The sequence below is a fragment of the Streptomyces sp. NPDC048507 genome (assembly GCF_043199995.1).
Lineage (GTDB): Bacteria > Actinomycetota > Actinomycetes > Streptomycetales > Streptomycetaceae > Streptomyces.
Map to the genome: position 1 here is coordinate 63,212 of NZ_JBICWZ010000024.1, position 18,559 is coordinate 81,770.

Here is an 18,559-nt window from a genome sequence, read left to right on the forward strand (position 1 = left end):
GGACGTCAGCGGGGGCCCGTCACGCGCTCACTCGTGAATCGGCGTCTGGAAGGACATGACAAAGACGGTACCCGGTTCCGCCGGAGCCGCACACCACGCTCTTCGCCGCCCGCGCTCGCCACCCGGGTCTAGGCTCGGATCCATGCGGCACCGTACGGACAGGGGCCCCGACATGCGACTTCCACGAACCGCCCACACCCGCCGTCCCTGGCGGATCCACGGCATCGTCGGCGACTTCACGGTCGAGGACGTGTGGGCCCTGCCCACGCCCGGCGGCCCCGACGACATGCCCGAGCTGGTGCGACAGATCGCCCGGTCCATCCGGGAGGGCATGAACGGGGACACCGCGCCGACCCGGTTGCTCTTCACCGTCCGCCGGCGGATCGGAGGGCTGCTCGGCTGGGACGCGCGCGCGACCGGCATCGGCGCCCGTACGGCTTCCCTGCGCGGGCGGCTGCCGGCCGACCTGCGCGACGGGCCACGGGGCCCCGACCTCGGCCCGTCCCCGTTCACCTCGCTCTACGAGACCGGCGACGAGTGGGCGGCGGAGATGGCCAACAAGACCGTGCACGCGGTGCTGCACCTGGGCTGGGTCGGCGACGGCTCGGGGGGCCATCGCGGGCAGCTGGCCGTCCTGGTCAAGCCGAACGGTCCGCTGGGCCGCCTCTACATGCTCGCGATCAGACCCTTCCGCCACCTGTGGGTGTATCCCGCGCTGACGCGCTCCATCGGACGCACGTGGCGGGCCGGCACTGCAGGTCGCGCGGGGCGGTGATCCCGGTGCGGGCCGTGGGGGGCGGGGCCCCGGTCCCCCGGGCGCGGATCTCAGCCAGCAGCCGGGCATTGGTGACGCCCTTGACCAGGTATCCGGTGACGCCGGCCGCGGCCATCTCGGTGCGCGGGCCCTGGTCCCCGTAGGCCGAGAAGGCCAGGATCCGCACGCCGGGGACGGCGCGGAGGATCTGCTGGGCGGTGTAGGGGCCGCCGCCGGGGAAGCGTACGTCGAGCACCACCACGTGGGGCAGTTGCGCGGTGGCGAGCCGGATCGCCTCGGCGGCGTCGGCCGCGCTGCCGACCAGGGCGAGGTCGTCCTGGGCCCGGACGACGTCCGCCAGCGCCGCGCGCAGCATCGTGTTGTCGTCGCAGATCAGTACGCGCAGGCGGGGCGGGGGCGGCGGGGCGGAAGGGGTCACGACGGCTCCCCCGGCTGCGTCGGGCAGTCGTCGCTGGTGGTGTGTGCGCCCGGGAGCGGTTCGTCGAGCACACCGGGGGGCAGGTCGGGAACCCAGAATTCCACGGTGGTGCCGGTGCCGGGCTCGCTGCGGAACGTCCACCAGCCGCCCGCGGTCTCGGCCCGTTCGCGCATCTCCATCAGCCCGAAGTGTTCGTGCAGCCGGTGGGCGAGCGCCGGCTGACTGGTGCCGTCGTCGGCCACCTTGACCAGCAGACCCCGGTCCACGGTCGTGACGCTGATCCGCACGGTGCGCGCTCTGGCGTGCTTGTGCACGTTCAGCAGTGCTTCCTGCACGATGCGGAAGATGGTGATCGCGGTTTCCGGGGCCGGTTCCCGCCGCACGTCGTGGTGCAGGGACTGCCCGAGACCCCAGTCTGCGCCGACCACGTCGCTGAGGTGCTGGGACAGCGACTCGACCAGGCCGTGCCGGTCGAGTCCGGGCGGCTGGAGCCGGAAGGTGAGGTTGCGCAGGCGGCCCACGGCCTCGCGCACGGAGGCGTCGAGCCGGGTGAGCTCGCCCGCGTAGGGGTCCTCGGACGTGTCGGCGAGGAGCTGGAGCCGCATCCCGACGGCGACCATGGCCTGGATGGTGTCGTCGTGGACGTCCCAGGCGATGCGGCGGCGTTCCAGCTCCTGTGCCTGTACGAGGTGGGTGAACAGGCGGCGGCGTTCGCTGAGCGCCTGTTCCGCGGCGCGGCGTTCGGTCATGTCCCGGGTGACCTTGCCGAAGCCGCGCAGTTCGCCCGTCTCGCCGAAGAGGGGGGTGATGACCACGTTGGCCCAGAAGCGGGAGCCGTCCTTGCGGATGCGCCAGCCTTCGTCCTCCAGGCGGCCGTCGGCGATGGCCGCCTCGAGCTCCAGGCCGGGTTTGTCGGCGGCGATGTCCTCCGGCGGGTAGAAGACGGAGAAGTGCTTGCCGATGATGTCCGGGGCGCCGTAGCCCTTGATCCGTTCGGCGCCCGCGTTCCAGCTGGACACGTGGCCCGTGGGGTCGAGCATGAAGATGCCGTAGTCGAGGACGCTGGTGACGAGCAGGGTGAACGCCGTCTCGGTCGGCGCGAGTACGCCGCTCCGCCCGGCGGGGTCGACCGCGTCGCCCCCGGGCAGGGCCGCGGTCCCGGCCCCGGTCACGGGAGGAGGCCCTCGCGGCGGGCGACGACGACCGCCTCCAGCTGGGACCGGGCACCGAGCTTCTCCAGGACCCGCTGGACGTGGTTCCTGGTGGTGTTGAGCGCGACGCCGAGCCGCCGGCTGATCTCGGCGCTGCCCAGGCCGTCGCCGAGCAGGAGGAGTGTTTCGCGCTCGCGCGGGGTGAGCGCGGCGCCCGGGGCGGTGGTCCGGCCGGTCAGCCGGTCGAGCGCTCCGCCGAGCAGGCCCTTGCTGAAGGCCGGTTCCCCTGCGGCGACCAGGCGTACGCCGTTCTGCAGTTCGGCCAGGTTCCCGGCCTTGAGGATGAGCCCCGCGCCGCCGGCTTCGGTGACCTGGGCCGCCACGGCCGGGCTCCCCTCTCCGGTCAGCACCAGTACCCGGGTGCCGCGGGCCGCGGCCTTCAGCGCGGCGATGGCGGGGATGCCGTCCCCGTCGGGCAGTCGCCGGTCGAGCACCACCACCGCGGGGCGCAGCCGGGCGGCGTCGGTGAGCGCGTCCCGCAGGGAGAGGCTGCGGCCGACCACCAGCAGGTCGTCGGTGCGGTCGAGGGCGAGCCGGATCGCTTCGGCGACCATGTCGTGGTCCTCGACGAGCAGGATGGTGATGCGCCCGTCGGCGGAGCGCGGCACGGTGTCCGCAGGGGCCTGCGGAGTCGGGGTCGGAGGCATCAGAGAACGGTCCTCGGTGGTAGACGCGGCAGGGTGTCGGCGAACACTTCGTCGACACCCGTGAGGGCGAACAGCCGGGCCACCTGCGCGAGGGCGCCCTCCACGCGCAGCTCGGTCGCGATGCCATCCGCCGTGGCCTTGGCCTCCACCAGGACGTTGAGCCCGGCGCAGTCGCAGAAGCGCAGGTCCCACAGGTCCAGCACCACGCGGTCGGGCCTGTGTGCGAAACACTCGGCGAGGGCGGTGCGCAGCTGCGGGACGCCGTCCAGGTCCAGCGCGCCGACGAGCCGCAGACAGGTCGCGCGGACGTCCCGGCCGGACGCGGTGATCACCTGGAATCCCGGGCCGGTCATGTCGCAGCCTCCCTCGTGTGCAACCCCCCGCCTGGATGACGGACACCAGGCAAGAGTAGTGAACCTGCACTAGATGAGAACCCGTTTACCCGAACGGGTCACCCCGCACCGGGTGGATCGGCACGGCGGCAGGGCGGAGACGGCGGACGGGGCGTTCGACCCCTCAGCGTTCGCGCCGGGCCTGGGTACCCTGCTGGGTGGGGCGAGGCCGTGCGACGGGGCCGCTGCGGAGCAGCCGGTCGGCAGCGGTGGGACACGCAGGCTCCGAGGAAGGGGAATCGGGATGGAACTCCAGCAGGCCGGCCCGCACGACGCCCGTACGGCAGGCGTGTGCCTGGACCTTGACGGCGGTCCCGGCTGCATAGCCGTGGCCCGGGACGTGCTCGCCGCCTTCCTCCGCGAACGGGCCTCGCACGCCCACCACCCCTTCCACGCCGACGTGGTGCTGGTCGCCTCCGAACTGGCGACCAACGCCGTGCGGCATGCCGGCGGGCCCTTCAGCCTGGAGCTCGGGCTGCTTCCGGACGGGATCGGGATCGCGGTGCGGGACTCCAGCCCCGCCCTCCCCCGCTCCCGGCCCGCCGACGGGACCGGCGGCCGCGGGTGGCCCATCGTCGAGAGCCTCGCCCGCCAGGTGTCCGTCTTCTCCGACGACGACGGCAAGACCGTGTACGTGGAGCTCGCCTGGTAGACCGCCCGGCGCGCGGCCGGGGCGGGGGCCGGGGCCGGGGCTCACGCCGTCCTGCTGCGTAGCGTGCGCCAGGTGACCGTGACCGCGGCCGCGGTGGCCGCCAGGAGCGTGCCGGTGACCGTCCGGACGACGGCCGCGGTGTCCAGGTGCAGGCCCACGTCGGCCGAGGTGGCCTGCGAGAGGCCGGAGGCCATGGCCGCGAGCGGTGGCAGCGTCACGAGGATCCCGAGGGCGGCGCCCACGGTCACGACCATCGCCGCCTCGCCGGCCGCGAGGAGCAGCAGTTGGCGGGCGGTACCGCCCGCGGACCCCAGCACGGCGAGGTCGCGGCGCCGGCCGTGGGCGGCCATGGCCGTGCTGTTGACGACGGCGATCGCGCTGTAGCCGACGGCGATGACCATCAGCATGCCGGCCAGGCTGTCGGTGAGCCTCGCGTCGGTGCGGTAGTCGGCCAGGGCGTACTCCGCGGCGTCGTGCAGGGCGGTGCCCGGGACGGCGCCGGAGGCGCGGGCGCCGTCCGGAACGAAGACGTCGTCGTTGAGTGCGGCCGGGTCGTGGGCGCGGACCAGCTCGCGGGCGACCACGAAGTCGCCCCGGGCCGGATCGTCGGGCAGTACCGCACCGACGCGCAGGGTCACGCTCGCGCCGTCGGCGAACCGGACGGCGACGCTCTCGCCCTGCGTCAGGCCCAGTTGCCGGGCGGTCCGCTCGCCGAGTACGGCCTCGCCGGGCGTGTTCCAGCGCTGGTCGCGGGTGCCCAGGACGTCGAGGACGGTGACTCCGTCCGCGGCCGCCGCGACGAAGGCGCGGGTGGGCAGGGCGGCCTTGCCCACCGGGTTGGCGGTGACGACCTCGTCGGTGTTGCCGGGGGTGCCGTGCGGGGTGACGATCGTCTGGCCGGCGACCTTGAGGGCTTCGCCCGCCGGGTAGGCCACGCGCATCGTCTCCACGATGCCGCTGAGCAGCACCGCGAAGCCCACGGCGGCGATCACGGGGGCCACCAGGGAGGCGGCCCGGCGGGGGTGGGCGAGGAGCTCGGCCCGGAGCAGGACCGGAGCCGCCGCGGCGCTGCGCCCGAACGGCGCGGTCAGGGCCCGGCCGAGGGGGCCCACGAGGGCCGGGGCCAGCAGGGCCGCAGCGACGATGAGCGTCATGGTGGCGAGAATCGCCGTGTTGATCCGGTCGTCGGCGCCGGTGGTGGCGGTGCCGACGGCGAGGGCGGCCCCGGCGCCGAGCGCGGTCAGAGCCGCTGCCCAACGGCCCCGTCCCATCGCTTTGCTGACGCTGCGGCGTTCGAGGAGGGCCTCGATCGGGGCCACCCGCGCGGCCTTGCGGCCGGCGGCCCAGGCACCGATGACGCTGACTCCGGCGCCGATCGCGCAGGCCGTGAGCAGGGGCCAGGCGGTGATGGTGATCGTCAGGTCCGGTGGCGTCACGTCCAGGTCGCGCATGACGGCGCGCAGCAGCGGGGTCGCGGCGAGGCCGGTCAGGGCGCCGGCGATCGAGCCGAGTGCGCCGACGACGGCGGCCTCGCCGAGGATCATGCGGCGGATCTGGTCCGGTCCGGCGCCGATGGTGCGCAGCAGGCCGATCTCGCGGCGGCGCATGCCGGTCGCCAGGACCAGCAGGGAGGCGACGACGAAGACCGTGGTGAACAGCGCGAGTACGGCCATGGCGGTGACGAGCTGGACGCCCAGGAAGCGTTTGTGCTCGATGTACGCGGGCTGGAGCGCCGAGCGGGCGTCGCCGGTGACGACGGTGGCCGCGCGGCCCAGGGCCTTCTGGGCGCGGGCGGCGAGCGCCGGGGCGGAGGCGCCCCGTTCGGCGATCAGGCCGATGGCGCGGACACCGGGCTGCCGGGCCGCGGCGAAGGCCTCGCTGAAGTAGTAGCCGGGGCCGTCCACGGTGCCGACGACGGTGAACCGCTCCCGTCCCGTGGTGATGTTGACGGTGAGCTCGCTGTTCATGGCCGCGCCCAGGGCCTGGTCGACCACCACCTCGCGGTCCGTGGCCGGGGGGCGGCCGGAGACCAGCCGGTGGGGGGCCATGCGGGCGCTGTCCCAGCCGTGACCGGCTTCCAGGGCTGCCTCGTCGGCCACGGGTGCGTCGCCGATGACCGCCTGGGCGTAGAAGGAGCGGTCCATGACGACGGCGGCGACCGAGGGGAGTCCGTCGAGCCGGGCCGCGAGGGACCGGGCCTCGGCCGGGCTCCAGGGGATCCGGTCCTCGCGGCCGCCGTCCGGGCCGAGGGCCTGTGGGGCCAGGGCGAGGGCGGCGGTGGCGGCGTACCGGGGCCCGACGGTGGGCCGGGAGGAGTCGTAGAGGACCAGGGTGGTGGTGATGAGTGCCGTGCCGAGCAGGACGGCGATGAAGGCGCCGAGGAATCCGGACCGGTGCGCGCGGACGTTCGCGAGGATCAGCATCACGCCTCCAGCCCGGCCATGTGGGCGGCGATCGCGGCGGCGTTGGCACCGTCGCGGTCCCGGTCCAGCGGGATCCGGTCGGCGATCCGGCCGTCCTTGAGGAAGACGACGACGTCGGCGACGGCCGCCGCCACGGGGTCGTGGGTCACCATCAGAGTGCTCTGGCCCTCCTGGTCGACGAGCATCCGCATCATGCGCAGCACTTCGCGCGAGGAGACGGTGTCCAGGGCTCCGGTGGGTTCGTCGGCGAACAGCACGTCGGGGCGGGTGACCAGGGCGCGGGCGAGGGCCACGCGCTGCTGCTGACCGCCGGAGAGCTCGCTGGGGCGGTGGTCCGCGCGGTCGGCCAGCCCGACCGCGGCGAGCGCGCCGGCGACCTGATCGCGGCCGGCCCGGCGGCCGGCGAACCGGGACGGCAGCTCGACGTTCTGGGCCGCCGTCAGCGATTCGACGAGGTTGAAGGCCTGGAAGACGAATCCGATGTGGTCGCGGCGCAGGACGGTGCGTTCGCGTTCGCTCTGCCGGCCGATGTCGGCTCCGGCGAGGACGATCCGTCCCCCGGTCGGCTGTTCCAGGCCCGCCGCGCAGTGCAGCAGGGTGGACTTGCCGGAGCCGGAGGGGCCCATGATGGCGGTGAAGGTGCCGCGCGGGAAGCCGATGGAGACGCCGTCCAGCGCGGTCACGGCGCGGTCTCCGGCGCCGTGGACCTTGCGCACGGCGTGCAGTTCGACCGCGTCCGGTACGGGGGTCCGCCTTGTTGTGGTCATGGACCGATTCCACGGTACGGGGGGTGGGCGGGGCACTGGTCCGGCCTCTACCTCCGAGGTAGAGCCAGCTCTACCGACCCGGCCCCGACGGCCGATTACCGTGGGCCCATGCGTCCTACGACGGCCTGGCAGGCCATGGCCCAGCGCCCCTTGAGCTTCCTGACGTCGAGCTGGCCCTGGCGGTCCCTGGCCTATCTGACGGGGGGCGTCGTGGTGGGCGCGGTGGCCGTCGCGGTCCTCGCCGCGGGCCTCGCGGCGGGTCTGGCGACGCTGGTGGTGCTGATCGGTGCCGTACCCCTGGTGGGGGTGGTGCTCGCCGCCACCGTGGTGGCCGGTGTGGAGCGGCGGCGGTTGCGGCTGGTGGACCTCGACCGGCTGCCCGATCCGCACCGCCGTGCGGAGGCGCCCGGTGTCAGGAGCTGGGTGCTGACCCGGCTGAGGGAGCAGGTCACCTGGCGGGAGCTGGTCTTCGCCCTGGTCTCGGCGGCCGCGCTGTGGTGGCTGGACCTGCTGGTGCTGGGGTTCTGCTTCGGGGTACCGGCGGTCACCCTCGCCTCGGTGGACGGCGACACCTGGCCCTGGACGGTCTTCGGCGCCGTCGTGCTGCTCGCCTCGCCCTACACGGTGACCTCGTGGGCGGGCGCGCGGGCCGCGATGACCCGTACCTTCCTCGCCCCGCGCGACCGCGAGCTCGGCGAGGAGCTGCGCGAGGTGCGCGCCTCGCAGTCCCGCCTGCTGGACTCCTTCGACGCGGAGCGGGTACGGATCGAACGCGATCTGCACGACGGGGCCCAGCAGCGGCTGGTCTCCCTGGGGATGACCCTGGCGCTGCTGCGGCTGGAGACCCCGCAGGATTCCGCGCAGGCGGGGCTGCTCGACCAGGCAGAGGCCCAGCTGTCCACCGCGCACCGGGAGTTGCGGGCGCTGGTCCGCGGGCTCAATCCGCCGGTGCTGGCCGATCACGGGCTGGCCGCGGCGATCGAGGACTACGCGGGCCGGTTCCCGATCCCGGTCACCGTCGACCTGCGGCTGCCCGAACGGCTGCCCAGGAAGCTGGAGACGAGCATGTACTACCTGATCAACGAGGCCATGACGAACATCGCCAAACACAGTGGGGCCCGGGTCGCGCAGGTGCGCGGGCGCTACCATTCCGACTTGTTGATCTTCGACATCACGGACGACGGCCGTGGCGGGGTCGATCCGCAGGCGGGCGGCGGGGTGACCGGGCTCGCCGACCGGATCACGGCGCTCGACGGCCGGCTGCGGGTCTCCAGTCCGGTCGGCGGTCCCACCCTGCTGCATGTGGAGGTTCCGTGTCGCTTCGCCTGATCGTGGCGGAAGACGCCGTCCTGTTGCGCGAGGGCCTGGTCGGGCTGTTGCGGCGGTTCGGCCACCAGGTGGTCGCGGAGGCCGGTGACGCCGACGCCCTGCTCGCGGCCGTGCGCGCCGGCCGGCCCGATCTGATCGTCACCGACGTGCGGATGCCGCCCTCGATGCGCGACGACGGCCTGCGGGCGGCGGTGGCCCTGCGCGGGGAGTTCCCCCGGCTGCCCGTGCTCGTGCTGAGCCAGTACGTGGAACGCTCCTACGCGCTGCGCCTGCTGGACTCCGACGGCGGGGCCGGGGTGGGGTACCTGCTCAAGGAGCGGGTGAGCGCGGTGAGCGAGTTCACCGCGGCGATCGAGCGGGTCGCCGCCGGCGGGACCGTCGTGGACCCCGAGGTGATCCACCAGCTCCTGCGGCTGCGCCAGGACCCCTTGGAGCGGCTCAGCCCTCGTGAGCGCGAGGTGCTCGGCCTGGTGGCTCAGGGCCGCTCCAACGCCAGTCTCGCGGCACGGCTGTTCATCAGCGAGGCCGCCGTGAACAAGCACATCGGCAACATCTTCGCCAAGCTGGACCTGCCGGTGGACACCGACGGCCACCGCAGGGTGCTGGCGGTGCTGGCGTACCTGCGGGCGTGACGCCGGCCGGGGGTGACCCGGCGCAGGCCCGCCGGCGCGCCGGGCGGGGCGTCAGGGACGGGTGAGGCGGTCCACCAGGAGCCGGAGCCGGCGGTCGGCTTCCAGCGGGGGCAGCCGGCCCGCCCGGGTCAGGGTGGCCAGGCCGTGCAGGGCCGCCCAGAAGACCTCGGTGAACAGCTCCGGGGCGACCGTTTCGCCGGCGACGGGGCCGAGGTTCTCCAGCAGGGCGGCGAAGGCGTCCTTCAGGGGCTCCGGGGTGTCCTCCCGCGCGAACGGCAGGCCGCCGTCGAGCCGGAACATGGCGTCGTACACCGCCGGGTTGCGCTCGGCGAAGCCGAGATAGGCGCGGGCGAGGGCGGCGGCCCGATCGCGCGGGCCGTCCGCGGCGCGGGCCGCGACCCGCAGCTCGGCGGCCATCTCGGCGGCGCCTTCGAGGGCGACGGCGCCGATGATCTCGCGCTTGCCGCGGAAGTGGCTGTAGAGGACGGGCTGGCTGTACTCGATGCGCTCGGCGAGACGGCGGGTGGTGACCGCGTCCCAGCCCTGCTGCTCGGCGAGTTCGCGGGCCGTCGCCAAGATGAGGCGCTCGCGGTCCGCCCGTTCGCGTTCCTTGCGTTCCTGTACCGACATGATTCGATCCTAGCAGCGCTAGACAAACGAGCGACAGTCGGACTAGCGTTGCATCATCAGCTAGCAGCGCTAGATATCCGGAGGGGTCATCATGCTCAACGCACTCGAGGTCTTCACCACCGTGACCGTCGGCGTGATGGTCGGGGTCGAATTCTGCGTGGCCTTCTTCGTCAATCCGATCCTGGCCGGCCTGCCCGGCGACACCGGCCTGCGCGGCCGCTCCCACGGGGCCCGGCTGCTCGGCGCCGTGATGCCGTTCTGGTACATCGGCTCGCTCGTCCTCGCCGCGATCTGGGCCGTCGCCGGCCGGCACCGGCCGGGCGCCGGCCTCGTCGTCATCGCCGCCGGGCTGCTGGTCCTGAGCGTGGTCCTGTCGGTCCTGCTGCTCGTCCCGGTCAACGACCGGGTCAAGACCTGGAACGCCGAGGGCCTGCCGGCCGACTGGAAGGAGCAGCTGAACCACTGGGACCGCTTCCACTACGCCCGCGTCGCCGTCATCATCGCCGCCTTCGCCCTGCTGGTGACCGCCCTCGTGTGAACCGCCCGTTCGTGAGGGGTGGGCCGGCCGCGCGCGGGGTAGCCACCGGGCACGGCGGCCCCCACGCATCCGGCGCCGCACAGCACGAGGAGAGCCCATGACCGTGTCCGACCGCTACCGCACCTCCTGGGACGGGTTCTGGGAGCAGAGCTCCGGCGAACCGGGCGAGCCCTTCTGGGACGCGGACCCGGCCCTGACGGCGCGGCGCGACCTCGACCACCTCGCCCCGTACGCCGACCACTCCCTCCCGGTCGCCGACCTCGGCTGCGGCAACGGCACCCAGACCCGCTTCCTCGCCACCCGCTTCGCGCGCGCCGTCGGCGTCGACCTCTCCGCCGCCGCCGTCGGCCACGCCCGCCGCGCCGACCCGGCCGGCGCCGCCGCGTACGAACAGCTCAACCTCGCCGACCCGGTCCAGACCGGCGCCCTGCACGAGCGCCTCGGCGACACCAACGTCTACATGCGGGCCGTCCTGCATCAGAGCGACCCCGAGGACCGCCCCGCGGTCGCCGCCGCCGTCGCCCGGCTGGTCGGCGCGCAGGGCCGCGCCCTCGTCCTGGAACCGACCGGCGAGGCCAAGGACGTCATCGCCGCCATCGCCGCGCGGCCCGGCGGCCCCTCCCCCAAGCTGCGCCGCGTCAAGGAACACGACCTGCGCCCGGGCGAGGTCGCCGAGGGCGAGGTGGCGGGCCTGCTGCGCGCGGCCGGCCTCAGCGTCCTCGCCGAGGGCACGACCGCCCTCGCCATGAGCGAGACCCGTGCCGACGGCTCGCCGGTGGAGCTCCCGGCGCGCTGGTTCGTCGCCGGCCGCCCCTGAGCGAGCGCCGGGTACGGTGCGCGCTGCCCCGCGCGCCCGGGCCGGCCCGTGGGCGGTGGTACTCACGGCGGGGTGAGTACCCGCCCCCTGGCCGGTGACCGGCGTGCCCGCAAGGCTGGGGGCATGCGCCAGAAGCGACCGACCACCGCCCTGCTCCTGCCCACCCTGCTGTCGGCCCTCGTCGCGGTGGCGGCGTGGGCCGCCTGGCTGGGCTGGGACCAGCACCGCGACGTGCACCCCGACGGCTCGGTCACCGGTCCGTACGAGGCCTGGCAGGTGATCGGGCTGGTCCTGACCCTGGTGGCGTCGGCGGCCTGGGCCGGGTCCCGGCGGCAGGTCGGGGGCACGGTGCTGGGCACCGCGACCGGGCTGACCGCCGCGGCCTACGCCGACTGGTCGGACGACAGCAGCGGCCTCTTCGTCATCGGCGTGGGCCTGATCGCGACGGCAAGTCTCCTCGGGAGCTGGGCCGTTGCCTCCCTCGCCCGTTCCGTCACCGGGGACGCTCGCGGGCACGGGCCGCACTAGAGACCCTCGGCCACCGCGTCCGTGTCTGATACGGACATCCGGCCCTGGCACAAAACACTCTCCCAAAGACAGGTATGGAGCTGGCAAAATGTTGGGCACGGTCCGCTCGGACCGCGCAGTCGGGCGCCCCGGCCTCGCCCCACGGGACCGCGCCGGAGCCCCGCTCCCCCGACCCGACCACACCGCGCCCCGGCACCCTGCCGTGACGGGCGCAGGAGGCAGGCCAGCATGAAGTCACTCATCGACCACGCGCGCGCGTTCGCGGCGCACCACGTCGCCGATCCCCGGCACGCCGACACCTTCCGGGCCCTGGAGGCGGGCCAGTCGCCCCAGGCCCTCTTCATCACCTGTTCGGACTCGCGCGTCGTCCCCGCCCTGATCACCGGCGCGCGGCCGGGCGAGCTCTTCGAACTCCGCACGGCGGGCAATGTCGTCCCGCCCTATCCACGGACGGCCGGCGACCGCCCGCTGGGCGAGGCGGCCACCATCGAGTACGCGGTGCGCGTGCTCGGCGTCCGCGACATCGTCGTCTGCGGGCATTCGCACTGTGGTGCGATCGGCGCCCTGGTCCGGGGCGAGGACCTCTCCACCGTGCCCGCCGTCCGCGGCTGGCTGGAGCACTCCGTCCCCTCCGGCGCCCCGGTGCGCTCCCTGGAGGCCGGAGCGCCGGACGTGGCCGAAGCCGTACAGGCCCATGTCGTCGCGCAGTTGGCGGCCTTACGGGGCTACCCCTGCGTCGACGAGCGCCGGGCGCGGGGTTCGCTGGCCCTGCACGGCTGGTACTACGAGGTGCACACCGGCGCCGTCACCGCCTACCGGCCCCGGGCGGACGGCGCGCGGGCCGCGCACGAACCTGCGGCAGACGCGGGCCCTGCCGTAGACGCGGGCCGCCCCGCGTTCGGGCCGCTGTGAACCGCTCCGGGCCCGGTGACGGCCCCGCACCCGCACCCGTTTCGGCCATGCGCTCCCACCTGCGCTCGTCCTTCGGAGAACTGCGCCGGCCCCATGTGCTGCGCCAGGACGTGCTCGCCTCGCTGGTCGTCTTCCTCGTCGCCCTGCCCCTGTGCGTGGGCGTCGCCGTCGCGTCCGGGGTGCCCGCCGAACTGGGCCTGATCACGGGCATCGTGGGCGGCCTGGTGGTGGGGTTCCTGCCCGGCAGCACGCTCCAGGTCAGCGGCCCGGCGGCCGGGCTGACGGTGCTGGTCTTCGAGGCCGTCCAGGAGTTCGGGCTCGGCCTGCTCGGGGCGATCGTGCTCCTGACGGGCGTGCTCCAGATCCTGCTCGGACTGCTGCGCTGCGGGCGATGGTTCCGCGCCATCTCCGTCTCGGTCGTGCAGGGCATGCTGGCGGGGATCGGGCTGGTCCTGGTCTTCGGCCAGCTCTACACCATGGCCGCGGCCCGGCAACCGCGCTCCGGCCTGGACAAGATCCTCGGCCTGCCGGGGCTCGTCGTCGACGTCGTCGCCGGTCCCGGCGCCCAGACCGCCGTGGCCGTGGGGCTCGGCACCATCGCCGTGCTCGTCTTGTGGCCCAGGATGCCCGCCTCCGTCCGGGTGGTGCCCGCACCGCTCGCCGCCGTGGCACTGGCCACCCTCGCGTCGGCCGTCTTCAGCCTGGACGTGGCGCCCGTGACGGTACGGGGCCTGCTGGAGGGCATCCAGCCGCCCGGCCTCGGCGAACTGGCGGAACTGGGCGGGCTCGCCGTGCTCGGCACCGTCGTCGCCTTCACCCTCATCGCGTCCGCCGAATCCCTCTTCAGCGCCGCCGCCGTGGACCGGATGCACACCGGGCCGCGCACGCACTACGACAAGGAACTGGTGGCGCAGGGCGTCGGCAACAGCCTGTGCGGCCTGCTGGGCGCACTGCCCATGACGGCCGTCATCGTCCGCAGCTCGGCCAACGTGCAGGCGGGGGCGCGCACTTCGCTCTCCCGGATCCTGCACGGAGTATGGCTCGCGCTGTTCGCGGTGCTGCTGCCGGCCGCCATCGGCGTCATCCCGCTGGCCGCCCTGGCGGGCGTACTGGTGCACGCGGGCTGCAAGCTGGTGCCGGTCAAGGAGATCGCCCCCCTGGTGCGCCGCGACCGGGGCGAGGCGCTGATCCTCGGCGTCACGGCCGTCGCGATCGTGGTGACGAACCTGTTCGAAGGTGTCGTCCTGGGGCTGGTCCTCGCGGTGGCCAAGTGCGCCTGGGACACCTCGCACGTCCAGGTCGACCTGCGCGAACTCACCGACGGACGGATGGTGTTGACCCTGACGGGCCATGCCACCTTCCTGCGGCTGCCCCGGACGCTGGAGACGCTGGAGTCGCTGCCGAAGGACCGTCCCGTCGAGCTGGACCTGCGCGGCGTGCACCACCTCGACGTGGCCTGCCAGACGGCCCTGGAGGGCTGGGCGCTGCGGCACCGGGCAGCGGGCGGCGGGCCGGTACGCCTGGTCACCGGTGACACCGGGCCGCGGCTGCCGTGGGCGGACGGCCCCGCGACGGTGGGCGCCACGAGCGGCGGCGCGCCGGGCCGGGAGCGCAGATCGAGCCGTGATGACCGTCCCGGGCCCGCCGGAGCCGGTCAGGACTGACACCGGGAGGGCTCTGCCCGCACGGTGCGAGAGCTGGTGGAGGGGCCCGCGGGAGAATCCCGCCGGGTCTCGCACCGGGCTGCCCGCGCACGGGCGCGCGGCGCCCACGGTCACTTTGCGCCAAGGGATTTGACCCATCCTTGACAGGTGATTGACCGTCTCTTTACGTTCTGGGGGCGGGTCGCCGACGGGGGGACCGCGGCGCCCGCGTTCCCCGATCCGCCCTACCAGGAGGACCACCATGGACCGGCTCATCGAGCACATGACCCAGGACGCCGTCTGGGCCCAGTGGGTCGCCGCCAACTCGGCGCAGGGCGCCAAGGACGGCTGCATCAGCGCGACGTCGAAGGAGGGCTGCATCAGCGTCACCGGCAAGACCGGCTGCATCTCCTGATCCGCTCCGCCCGCACCGGGGGCCGGCGCCGTCCGCGCACGGCGCCGGCCTCCGGCTCCCGGCTCCCCGACCCACCGACCGCACGGAGGCCCCGATGAATCCGCTGCCCAGCCCCCACGTCGTGGACCGGGTACGGGACATTCCGCTCTACCGCGAGAGCGTCGCCCGAGGCGACTTCCCGATCCTGGAGAAGCCCGAGATCGCCCGCGGGTTCCCCGACAACTGGATGACGCCCCGGCTGGCCGCGGCCCTCGCCGCGGGAGAAGCCGAGTTCGTCCTGTCGACGGGCACGAACAACGCCCGGATGCAGCTGATCCGGCCGCCCTACTTCCTGCTCCGCTCCTACTACCGGCTCTGGAGCGAACACCCCGACCTGCGGGCCACCTGGGCGGCGGACGCCAAGCGCGTCTCCCTGACCACCGTCCTCGCCACCGAGCACGTCGCCCGGGTCAACGCCGGCAAGCCGGGGGCCACGGCCGGTGAGCGCTGGCTGGACGACCGCACGCTCTACCTCAACCGCACCCTCGACCCGGCCGCCTGGACCCGCGGCGAGGTGCGGACGATGCTCGCCGAGATCCGGGAGATCGCCGACGCCCACCCCGAGGGCACCTACCACCTGGACTGCTCGGGCTACCACCTCGCCCACCTCGTGCGGAAGGCCGACGCCTGGCGGCTGTGGGACGAGTTCCCGCGGCCCGCCGGCATCGTCCACGCCTACGAGTACACCCCGCTCAACGTCCGCGCCCTGCTGCGCGAGCGTTTCGACTGTCCCGTCGTCGACCTCTTCGGCAGCACCGAGCTCGGCTACCTCTACTCCAGCGACCCCCGCACCGGCCGGTACCGGCCCCACCTGGAGGACATGAGCGTCGAGCTCATCCCCGTAGCGCCCGGCAGCGGCATCCACAGCCTCATCGTCACCAGCCTGCGCAACCCGCACATGCCCCTGGTGCGCTACCGCTCCGGCGACTGCGTGCGCACCTCCGACGGCAGCGACGACCCGGAGCGGATCACCGCCTTCTGCGGCCGGGAGAAGGAGCTCCTCGGCACGCCGCACGGGCCCGTCTCCCAGGCCGACCTCGACGTGCGCGTCGCGGACGTCTGCGAGCGGGTGTTCCTCTACCAGTACCGGCCGGGCCCGACCGGGACCGCGCCCGGGGCCGGGAGCGCCGCCACCCTCGCGTACGTGACCTTCGACGGCCGTCCGCTCGACGCCGCCCGGGCCTGCCGGCTCGGCGCCGCCGTCCGCGACCTCACCGGGCGGCCGTGCACCCCGGCCCACGTGGCGCACCTGCCGATCGGCCGCTCCGGCAAGTACGCCTGGCTGCGGCCCGAGCCGGAACCCGGACCGGAACCCGGACCGGAGCCCGGACCGGAACCCGTACGCCGCCCCGGACAGGAGCCGCCCGCATGACCCCGGCCGCCGCACCCCACGCCCCCGGCGCCGCCGACCTCCTGGGCGCGGCCCTCCACGAGGAAACCGTCCGGCACTTCACCACGAAGACCGGGCACGAACGCGGCCACGTCGAGCACCAGGTGCGCGAATGCCTGCGCTACCTCTACCTGGTCTCCCTCCACCCCGACCGGCTCGGCGGCCTCTTCCTCCCCGTGGAGCAGGAGATCGACGAGATCTGGCACTTCCTCATCCTGCAGACCCGCGAGTACCGGGACCTGTGCGAGGAACGCCTGCCCGGCCGGCGCTTCGTCCACCACCGCAGCATCGCCTACGGCGACTACCAGGACGGCGGCGAACTCCCGCGCGGGCGCGAGAGGTCCGCCGAGGAGGCCCTGCGCTGGATCCCCCTGTACACCGCCGCCTTCGGCCCCTTCGACCGGGACGCCCTGCCGCACTGGACCATCGTCGCCTTCCTCAACGGGCAGCTGGGCATGGGGCTGGCGGAGATCTCCGCGCTGGCACCGTCCGCACCCCCGGCCTGAGGACCACGGACCCGCCCGCACCGTCCGCACCGTCCGCCCCCGCCGGCAGGGGCCGGGCGCCCCGAACCCACCAGGAGAACGGCATGCCCAGTGCCCACCGGCCCTCCCGCGCCGCCCCCACGCTCGACGCGGTCGTGATCGGGGCGGGCTTCTCCGGCCTGTACCAGCTCCACCGACTGCGCGAACTCGGCCTGCGGGTAAGGGTGTTCGAGGCGTGCGAGGACGTCGGCGGCACCTGGTTCCGCAACCGCTACCCCGGCGCGCGGTGCGACATCGAGAGCACCTCGTACTCCTACTCCTTCTCCCCCGAACTGGACCAGGAGTGGGCGTGGAGCGAGCGCTACGCGTCCCAGCCGGAGCTGCTGCGCTACCTCCAACACGTCGCCGACCGCTTCGGCCTGCGCAAGGACATCCGGCTGCGCACCCGGGTGGAGCGCGCGGTGTACGACGAGGACGCGCACACCTGGGAGGTCACCACCGGGACGGGCGAGCGGGTGAGCACCCGGTTCCTCGTCCTGGCCACCGGCTGCATGTCGGCCGTGAAGGAAACGGAGATCCCCGGGGCCGCCGGCTTCGCGGGGCGCTCCCTGCACACCGCCGACTGGCCGCACGAGGACGTGGACCTCGCCGGGCGGCGGGTCGCCGTGATCGGTACGGGCTGCTCCGCCGTCCAGGCCGTCCCGCTGCTCGCCGGGCGGGCGGCGTCGCTGACGGTCTTCCAGCGCACCGCCGTCTACGCGCTCCCCGCCCGCAACCGGCCCCTGTCCACAGCGGAGGCCGCCGCGTTCAAGGCCGGGTACCCGCGGTTCCGCGCGGCGCAGCGGCGGTCGCGGGGAGGCACCGTCTTCGACCCGCCGGCCGGGCCGGCCCTGGGGGCGACCGAGTCCGAGCGGCACGCCGCGTACGCCCTGGGCTGGGAATCCGGCCTGCTCAGCGGGCTCCTGCGGACGTACACCGACCTCCTCACCGACCCGCGGGCCAACGAGACGGTCGCCGAGTTCGTCCGCGCCAGGATCCGGGCGGCCATCAACGACCCCGACACCGCTGAGGTGTTGACTCCGCGCGGGTTCCCGTACGGCACCAAACGGCCGTGCCTGGACACCGGCTACTACGCCACCTTCAACGAGCCGCACGTCAGCGTCGTGGACCTCGCGCGGGATCCGATCGTGGAGATCACACCCCGGGGCATCAGGACCGCCGGCCGTGAGCACGCGGCCGACGTCATCGTCCATGCCACCGGCTTCGACGCGATGACCGGATCCCAGGTCGCCATCGACATCGTGGGCAAGGGCGGCACCACGCTGAGGGAGAAGTGGGCCGACGGGCCGCGCACCCACCTGGGACTGCTCTCGGCCGGGTTCCCCAACCTGTTCACCGTCCTCGGGCCGCTGAGCCCTTCCGTGCTGAGCAACGCCGTGGTCGCGATCGAGCAGCACGTGGAGTGGATCACCGACTGCATCGCCTTCATGCGGGACCGTTCCCACACGGAGATCGACGCCACCGCACGGGCGGAGGAGGCGTGGGGCGAGCACGTCGCCTCCCTCGCCGGCCGGACGCTCTACCGGGACGTCGCCTCCTGGTACAACGGGGCGAACGTACCGGGCAAGCCCCGGGTGTTCCTGGCCTACCCCGCGGGCCTGGACCGCTACCGCGAGGAGTGCGACGCCCGCGCGGCGGCCGGCTACAGCGGCTTCACCCTGTCCGGCTGAGCGGCGGGCGCCGGCACGGGGAGCGGTTTCCCGGAGCGGCGCCGCGAGGGCCTCCGCGGGCCGGCCCCGATCGATTCCCCTTCGAGGAGATCTCTTTTCCGTGGTGCCAGCATCACTGCTCCAGGCTCCACTCGGGACGAAGGGACCAAGAAAATGACCAAGTCGGGACGCAGGCTCGGTATCGCC

20 protein-coding genes are annotated in these 18,559 nt (G+C 74.0%); 13 read left to right on the forward strand and 7 right to left on the reverse strand.

All coding sequences use genetic code 11. The features are described 5' to 3' along the window. Window positions 1–172 precede the first annotated feature (172 nt). Complete coding sequence (locus ACGFXC_RS34935) at window positions 173–775, forward strand: DUF2867 domain-containing protein (protein WP_393718937.1); 603 nt, start codon at window positions 173–175, stop codon at window positions 773–775. Here ACGFXC_RS34935 and ACGFXC_RS34940 read toward each other — a convergent pair. From ACGFXC_RS34940 to ACGFXC_RS34955, 4 genes are read right to left on the reverse strand one after another with little or no spacing between them, the layout of a single operon-like run. Then, window positions 681–1,193, reverse strand: a complete 513-nt coding sequence (locus ACGFXC_RS34940) for a response regulator transcription factor (RefSeq protein WP_393718938.1) — start codon at window positions 1,191–1,193, stop codon at window positions 681–683. The genes ACGFXC_RS34935 and ACGFXC_RS34940 overlap by 95 nt on opposite strands. After that, a complete protein-coding gene (locus ACGFXC_RS34945; protein ID WP_393718939.1) occupies window positions 1,190–2,365 on the reverse strand; it encodes a PAS domain S-box protein in 1,176 nt (391 codons plus the stop codon). The genes ACGFXC_RS34940 and ACGFXC_RS34945 overlap by 4 nt, the downstream gene beginning before the upstream one ends. Next, window positions 2,362–3,051 (reverse strand): response regulator, encoded by a 690-nt coding sequence (locus ACGFXC_RS34950; protein ID WP_393718940.1) that lies wholly within the window; start codon window positions 3,049–3,051, stop codon window positions 2,362–2,364. Before ACGFXC_RS34950 ends, ACGFXC_RS34945 begins: the two co-directional genes overlap by 4 nt. After that, window positions 3,051–3,404, reverse strand: coding sequence for an STAS domain-containing protein (locus ACGFXC_RS34955; RefSeq protein ID WP_393718941.1), 354 nt, complete (start codon window positions 3,402–3,404; stop codon window positions 3,051–3,053). Before ACGFXC_RS34955 ends, ACGFXC_RS34950 begins: the two co-directional genes overlap by 1 nt. Before the next feature lie 283 nt (window positions 3,405–3,687). On the opposite strand from ACGFXC_RS34955, the gene ACGFXC_RS34960 reads away from it, so the two are divergent. Beyond that, window positions 3,688–4,095, forward strand: coding sequence for an ATP-binding protein (locus tag ACGFXC_RS34960; protein ID WP_393718942.1), 408 nt, complete (start codon window positions 3,688–3,690; stop codon window positions 4,093–4,095). A 41-nt stretch (window positions 4,096–4,136) separates the two neighbouring features. Here the strand turns inward: ACGFXC_RS34960 and ACGFXC_RS34965 are convergent, their stop codons facing one another. Both ACGFXC_RS34965 and ACGFXC_RS34970 read right to left on the reverse strand, forming a co-directional pair. Further along, window positions 4,137–6,518 (reverse strand): FtsX-like permease family protein, encoded by a 2,382-nt coding sequence (locus ACGFXC_RS34965; protein WP_393718943.1) that lies wholly within the window; start codon window positions 6,516–6,518, stop codon window positions 4,137–4,139. Further along, the gene (locus ACGFXC_RS34970) at window positions 6,518–7,285 is read right to left on the reverse strand and encodes an ABC transporter ATP-binding protein (protein WP_393718944.1); all 768 of its coding nucleotides are present in this window, start codon (window positions 7,283–7,285) and stop codon (window positions 6,518–6,520) included. Before ACGFXC_RS34970 ends, ACGFXC_RS34965 begins: the two co-directional genes overlap by 1 nt. A gap of 108 nt (window positions 7,286–7,393) precedes the next feature. Here ACGFXC_RS34970 and ACGFXC_RS34975 point away from each other — a divergent pair, with 108 nt between their 5' ends. Both ACGFXC_RS34975 and ACGFXC_RS34980 read left to right on the forward strand, forming a co-directional pair. Continuing rightward, window positions 7,394–8,614: a sensor histidine kinase gene (locus tag ACGFXC_RS34975; protein ID WP_393718945.1), complete on the forward strand. Its 1,221-nt coding sequence runs from the start codon at window positions 7,394–7,396 to the stop codon at window positions 8,612–8,614. Next, window positions 8,599–9,246, forward strand: a complete 648-nt coding sequence (locus ACGFXC_RS34980; RefSeq protein ID WP_393718946.1) for a response regulator — start codon at window positions 8,599–8,601, stop codon at window positions 9,244–9,246. The genes ACGFXC_RS34975 and ACGFXC_RS34980 overlap by 16 nt, the downstream gene beginning before the upstream one ends. A gap of 51 nt (window positions 9,247–9,297) precedes the next feature. Here ACGFXC_RS34980 and ACGFXC_RS34985 read toward each other — a convergent pair whose 3' ends face one another. Further along, on the reverse strand, window positions 9,298–9,876 hold the full coding sequence (locus ACGFXC_RS34985) for a TetR/AcrR family transcriptional regulator (protein ID WP_393718947.1): 579 nt from the start codon (window positions 9,874–9,876) through the stop codon (window positions 9,298–9,300). A gap of 91 nt (window positions 9,877–9,967) precedes the next feature. On the opposite strand from ACGFXC_RS34985, the gene ACGFXC_RS34990 reads away from it, so the two are divergent. The 9 genes from ACGFXC_RS34990 to ACGFXC_RS35030 all read left to right on the forward strand — a co-directional run bounded on the left by ACGFXC_RS34990 (window position 9,968) and on the right by ACGFXC_RS35030 (window position 18,373). Beyond that, the gene (locus ACGFXC_RS34990; RefSeq protein ID WP_393718948.1) at window positions 9,968–10,414 is read left to right on the forward strand and encodes an anthrone oxygenase family protein; all 447 of its coding nucleotides are present in this window, start codon (window positions 9,968–9,970) and stop codon (window positions 10,412–10,414) included. Window positions 10,415–10,511: 97 nt separating this feature from the next. Next, the gene (locus ACGFXC_RS34995; RefSeq protein WP_393718949.1) at window positions 10,512–11,231 is read left to right on the forward strand and encodes a class I SAM-dependent methyltransferase; all 720 of its coding nucleotides are present in this window, start codon (window positions 10,512–10,514) and stop codon (window positions 11,229–11,231) included. A gap of 123 nt (window positions 11,232–11,354) precedes the next feature. After that, entirely contained in the window at window positions 11,355–11,759 is a 405-nt protein-coding gene (locus ACGFXC_RS35000) for a hypothetical protein (protein ID WP_393718950.1), read from the forward strand. Window positions 11,760–11,987: 228 nt separating this feature from the next. Beyond that, window positions 11,988–12,671, forward strand: a complete 684-nt coding sequence (locus ACGFXC_RS35005) for a carbonic anhydrase (protein WP_393718951.1) — start codon at window positions 11,988–11,990, stop codon at window positions 12,669–12,671. Between the two features lie 47 nt (window positions 12,672–12,718). Further along, window positions 12,719–14,335: a SulP family inorganic anion transporter gene (locus tag ACGFXC_RS35010; protein ID WP_393718952.1), complete on the forward strand. Its 1,617-nt coding sequence runs from the start codon at window positions 12,719–12,721 to the stop codon at window positions 14,333–14,335. 241 nt (window positions 14,336–14,576) lie between these two features. Beyond that, window positions 14,577–14,729, forward strand: coding sequence for a hypothetical protein (locus ACGFXC_RS35015; protein WP_393718953.1), 153 nt, complete (start codon window positions 14,577–14,579; stop codon window positions 14,727–14,729). Window positions 14,730–14,823: 94 nt separating this feature from the next. Further along, window positions 14,824–16,140, forward strand: a complete 1,317-nt coding sequence (locus ACGFXC_RS35020; protein WP_393718954.1) for a hypothetical protein — start codon at window positions 14,824–14,826, stop codon at window positions 16,138–16,140. Beyond that, window positions 16,137–16,664: a hypothetical protein gene (locus ACGFXC_RS35025; protein ID WP_393718955.1), complete on the forward strand. Its 528-nt coding sequence runs from the start codon at window positions 16,137–16,139 to the stop codon at window positions 16,662–16,664. The genes ACGFXC_RS35020 and ACGFXC_RS35025 overlap by 4 nt, the downstream gene beginning before the upstream one ends. Before the next feature lie 83 nt (window positions 16,665–16,747). Next, window positions 16,748–18,373, forward strand: a complete 1,626-nt coding sequence (locus ACGFXC_RS35030; protein WP_393718956.1) for a flavin-containing monooxygenase — start codon at window positions 16,748–16,750, stop codon at window positions 18,371–18,373. Window positions 18,374–18,559 lie beyond the last annotated feature (186 nt).